The organism is Xanthovirga aplysinae, assembly GCF_009711365.1.
Classification (GTDB): domain Bacteria; phylum Bacteroidota; class Bacteroidia; order Cytophagales; family Cyclobacteriaceae; genus Xanthovirga; species Xanthovirga aplysinae.
On the sequence record NZ_SMMB01000878.1, the window covers coordinates 1 to 5,026 of the forward strand.

3 protein-coding genes are annotated in these 5,026 nt (G+C 37.8%); 1 reads left to right on the forward strand and 2 read right to left on the reverse strand.

What is annotated here, in order from left to right:
• Window positions 1-312 precede the first annotated feature (312 nt).
• Entirely contained in the window at window positions 313-1,992 is a 1,680-nt protein-coding gene (locus tag E1171_RS07250; protein WP_155205345.1) for a hypothetical protein, read from the forward strand.
• 93 nt (window positions 1,993-2,085) lie between these two features.
• Here E1171_RS07250 and E1171_RS07255 read toward each other — a convergent pair whose 3' ends face one another.
• A complete protein-coding gene (locus E1171_RS07255; RefSeq protein WP_155205346.1) occupies window positions 2,086-2,847 on the reverse strand; it encodes a methyltransferase domain-containing protein in 762 nt (253 codons plus the stop codon).
• 21 nt (window positions 2,848-2,868) lie between these two features.
• Window positions 2,869-4,803, reverse strand: a complete 1,935-nt coding sequence (locus tag E1171_RS07260; RefSeq protein ID WP_155205347.1) for a S9 family peptidase — start codon at window positions 4,801-4,803, stop codon at window positions 2,869-2,871.
• Between the last annotated feature and the right edge of the window lie 223 nt (window positions 4,804-5,026).

A 5,026-nucleotide genomic window follows, 5' to 3' on the forward strand; every position in this document is an offset into this window, starting at 1 on the left:
TGGGAATTCTGTCCCTAACCAAACCCTCCCCAATTTTGATTCAGTTTGTAGTTTTGGAATTAATTGTGTTTTTGGTATAATTTTTTATCACAATTTTATAAGGTATTATCACATTAAAATTACTACTTAACCCAAATTTTTGTTCACTTTATTTTTTACAATTACCTTTAAAAATCTAAATATTTTCTTTAAAAAATTCAACTAGTTTTTAAAGGTTATTTTAACTGAATTTCTTCAGTTCTTTATAAAGAGTATAAAAAATCCACATTTCTTCTACAACTATTTTAAAACCATTTAAAAGTTTCTTTCAAAATGAAAAAGACACAATTATTGCTATCAGCCTTCCTTTTGGCGGCTTCTACCGCATGGGCACAGAACAGCTCTACTGTAGAGCAAACAGGCACTAACAATAGTGCGGTTAATCAAAGTGGTACCAATGTTGCAACCGTTCAACAATTCGGGGAAAATACGTCTACCATCAATTCTACTAGTGTGGATGCAGATGTAGCCAATGAGGCTTCAGTATTTCAAATAGGGGGAGGAAACACCTCTACTATTGACCAATTAGGTGACGGTAATAGTGCATCTGTAGACCAACAAGGCCTTAATGATTCTGATCCGGATACGGATAAAGGCATAGGAAACATCGCTGATGTGGATCAAACCGGAGATGGCAATAGTGCCATAGTGGATACAGATGGGGACGCAAACGAAGCCACAATTGAACAAAATGGAGACGATAATAGCTCAACCATTGACCAAGGGGTAGGATACGCCCAGAGAAATTTGGGAACCATTACACAAGATGGAGAAGGAAATGACGCTTTTATTGAGCAGCGCTATGATGAAAATGAAGCTGTTATTTATCAGAATGGGAGTACCAATGAGGCTAAAGTGCTGCAAAATACCAGAAGTAATGAACCAGCTGTTGGTAGTTATGCATCTGTCAACCAAATGGGTGAGAGCAATAGGGGAACGGTTGACCAAGACGGACAAGAGAATGATGCCTTCATTGACCAAGTTGGAAATGACAACTTTGCCAAAACAAGGCAAAACGGAGATTATAACTATGCGGAGGTTGATCAAAATGGGGAAGGAAATTCTTCTCGGATTACTCAATCAGGAAGTAGCTCAGTGAGCGGTTTCGCAAATGAGGCACACGTTGAACAATATGGGTCTGGTAATTCATCCCAAATCACACAAAGCGGAAATAATTCGGGTACTCATCATGCAGGAAATGATGCATATGTAGAACAAGATGGAGTTGATAATTCATCGGTTATTACCCAAAGTGGTAATAATTCGGGGTCTGATGATACTAATTATGCCTATGTTTATCAGGAAGGGGAGGAAAACTCTTCAGAAATCAGTCAAACGGGAAGTATTTCGGATGATGATGAAGCCAATGAGGCAAGTGTTTACCAAAATGGAGCTGGAAATTCTTCCTTCATTTCCCAAAGTGGTAATAATTCAGGGGAGGATGAAGCCAATGATGCAGATGTTGAACAATATGGAAATAATAATTCCTCTACTATCTCTCAGACAGGAGATGGTTTTGGCACCGATGACCATGCCAATGATGCAGATGTTATTCAAGTAGGAAATGATAATTCATCGGCTATTACCCAAAGTGGTAATAATTCAGGGGTTGATGATGCAAATGATGCAGATGTTGAACAATATGGAAATGGAAACTCTTCGGTAATTGCTCAAAATGGAAATAATTTTGGTGCAGGCATGGCCAATAATGCAAATGTTTATCAGGAAGGAAATGGAAACTTTTCTGACATCTCTCAAACAGGAGATGATTATAATTTTGCAGATGTAGATCAGCTGGGTGATGGCCATAGTTCCGAAATCGATCAAATGAGTGGGGCGATGGGAGTTACAGGAAATTCCGCTACGGTAATTCAAACAGGTGTACTAGGTCATAGCAGCCAAATTACACAAATGGGTAGTAATACAGCTACTGTTACGCAAAGTGATCTTTAAAAAAATAAGGACAGCCGCAGCCAAATTAGGCTGCGGTTTGTTTTTTTATCACAGTGTTATTTTAATTACAAAATCTCCAGAAAATGTCATCTTTTACAAGCTTTCCTTTTTAGCTACTATTCTAATTCTCTTATAGTCCGCATACCATTTTTTGTTTTGAAAGAGTTCCGAACGTAATTGCTCTTGAACTTCTTTCAAAATAGTTGCTATATCTGGATTTGATACTTCAAAGAAAAAGCCTTTAGCGAACATTTCCAGCCAATCCTTAATGCCCGTTTCCTCATCGGCCAATTCAGTAAGCCGATCATAATGTTCTGCTTGTACCACCCCAAATCCTGCTTCTTCTAATTCCACACTGTATTCTCCTATTGAAGGAAAATACCATTGTTCAAACCTGGATTGCTCATCGTATCCATGTTTTTTTAGGCTCTTTCGAAGGCCATTTACAATTTTTTCTACATTTCCTTTCCCTCCGAATTCTACTACTACTCTACCCCCCACCTTAAGGTTTTCAAACATGGATCGAATGGCGGATTTGAAATCGGTTACCCAATGTAAAGTTGCATTGGAAAAAATAGCATCAAATGGTTTTGAAAAGCGAAATGAGGAGGCATCCATTTCCAAAAATTGAATTTCAGGGTAATTGGATTGTGCAGAAGATACCATTTCCGCTGACTTGTCAATCCCCAAGACTTCTTTTGCTTTTATGCTAATTCGCTTGGTTAATTGCCCGGAACCACAACCAAGATCTAAAATTCGTTCATTTTCTTTTGGCTGCAATAAATCGATCAGTTCTTTTCCGTAATCGTAAACGAAGGCATGTTTTTCGTTGTAAAGTGCGGTATCCCAATTCATGAATAAATAAGGTTTTTTTATTTATTGATTTTCAGAAATATTTTCCTGTCCGTTAATATGTTTGTTGGCCCAGGTGAGCCACTGATTTAAGATGCTTTTGTAATATACCGGATGGTTGATGTTGTGACCCAGTTTGGGATAAAGCATCATTTCAACCTCCTTATTCGCATCCTTCATTGCTCTGTACATTTCCCAGGCCTGTAAAACAGGGCTTCTTGGATCTCTTTCTCCATGTAATATGAGGAGTGGAGTGTTTGCATTTTTTACAAAAAATATGGGGGAAGATTTTCTGTAAATTTCCACATTGTCAATTGGTAAGGTTTTGTATTCCCAAATTCCTAATTCTCTGTTACTAAACGGGTGCTGTCCGTATAAACTTACAAGATTTGACAGGCCGCCATAACCGATGGCTGCTTTAAATTGGTCGGTTTGTGTAATGGCCCAATTTGCCATATACCCACCGTAACTGGTTCCCCCCAGGGCGAGCTTATCTTTGTCGGCGATTTTTAATGCTACTAACTTGTCCACTCCGGACATTATATCTTCAAAGTCCGTTTCACCGAATTTCCCCCTGTTGCCTGCATAAAACGCTCTTCCGTAACCAGTACTTCCTCTGAAGTTTGGCTGGAAAACTATATAACCCTGGTCTGCAAAAAACTGAGGCTCCAGATTAAAATCGTCCATTATCAGAAGGTCAGGTCCCCCATGAACAATGGTCATTAAGGGGTATGGTTTTGTTTTATCGTAATGAGGAGGAAAGGTGAGAACCCCTTCTACTTCAGTCCCGTCTTTGCTTTCGTATTTAAAGGCGGTACTTGTGGTCTTAATTTTTGAAATAAGATGCTGATTTATTTGGGTTAAAGGAACTGCCTTTTCAGGAGAATCTCCGGGTTTCAGTCTGTAAAGTTGTATCGTTTTTGAGCCCCTGGCAGCAGTAAAAAAGATTTCCTTCCTTGTAAACTGATAATTATAGATCACCCAATAGGGTTTTACCAGGGTATTGATTTTTCCCTTTGTATTAATCTGGTAAATACCAGTGTAAACCCCTTCCGGTGTAGAAAAAGAAATGTTATTTTCGTCAATCCACTGAATATTTTCAATGGTAGGATCAAGCTCCCAGGTGAGGTTTTTTGTTTCTCCTGTAGTTAGATCCGCAACAAATAAACCATCATTGGAGGCGAAGCCTTCCGTGCTCCCTGCAAAAACCAGCTTTTTTCCTGAAGGGGAAAATTTTGGATTATTAAGGGCGTTTGCCTTATCAAAAGTGTATACCACATTATTTTCCCGATCCATTACCTTAATCCAGCTGTTGGTCATATACTCGTAATTATCGTCGTTTTTTGCCCCAAGAATGGCCAGGTATTTTCCATCTTTACTAAAGTCAAAATCTTTAACCAGGTATTTCCCCTCAGTAATTTTCTCCTTTTGGCGGGTATTAATATCAAAGATCCAAAGGGCATTAGTACCGAATTCGGTTCCGGCAAAATAACCCCATCCGTTTTCTTTTTCCATAGCAACAAGGGAAGAGTCCCGGGGTTCTATTTCAAAGTAGGCTATGGTATTATTATCTACCCACTTATAGATGGAAAAATTGTTTTCGGCATCGGAAACCATTTTGGGCTCTCCTCCTGATTTTGGGATAATATAAATTTGCTGAAGGTTATTTCGATAAGATATAAAGGAAATCCATTTTCCGTCAGGGGACCATTTTGGGTTGTAATCATATTCACTTTGGGTCAACAGCTTGTGTTCTTTTCCTCTTAAGTCAGTGATTACAATAGAAGAAAAACTTCTTCCGTCCCATTTTTCTTTAGATGTTTTGCTGTAAATAATATCGGTTCCGGAAATCCGGGGATTATTTAGGTTTTCCATTTCATAATGTTCCTCAATGGTCAATTGCCCTTGCACAATGATCGGAAAAAGAAGAAAGAGAGTGAAAAGATGAAGGCTTCTCATAATATTTAATTTCTTATTGGTAATGAGCTGGAAATTTAGAGGAATATGAAATAGCAAATAAAGTATGGGGGAATTCTATTTTGTGTTTTTAATTATATTTCATTTCCTTTGAGCTAAGAAAGTGAATTAAATTTAAATTCTAAATTTATAAATAAGAAAATAGACTTTTTTTTGATTTTTTAAACCAATAAATTTTTTTATGAAAAGAGCAGTAAAACTATTG

Excerpts from the sequence above, each read along its gene's own strand:
- E1171_RS07255 (WP_155205346.1), bottom strand. The coding sequence starts at position 2,847 with ATGAATTGGGATACCGCACTTTACAACGAAAAACATGCCTTCGTTTAC.
- E1171_RS07260 (WP_155205347.1), bottom strand. The coding sequence starts at position 4,803 with ATGAGAAGCCTTCATCTTTTCACTCTCTTTCTTCTTTTTCCGATCATT.
- E1171_RS07250 (WP_155205345.1), top strand. The coding sequence starts at position 313 with ATGAAAAAGACACAATTATTGCTATCAGCCTTCCTTTTGGCGGCTTCT.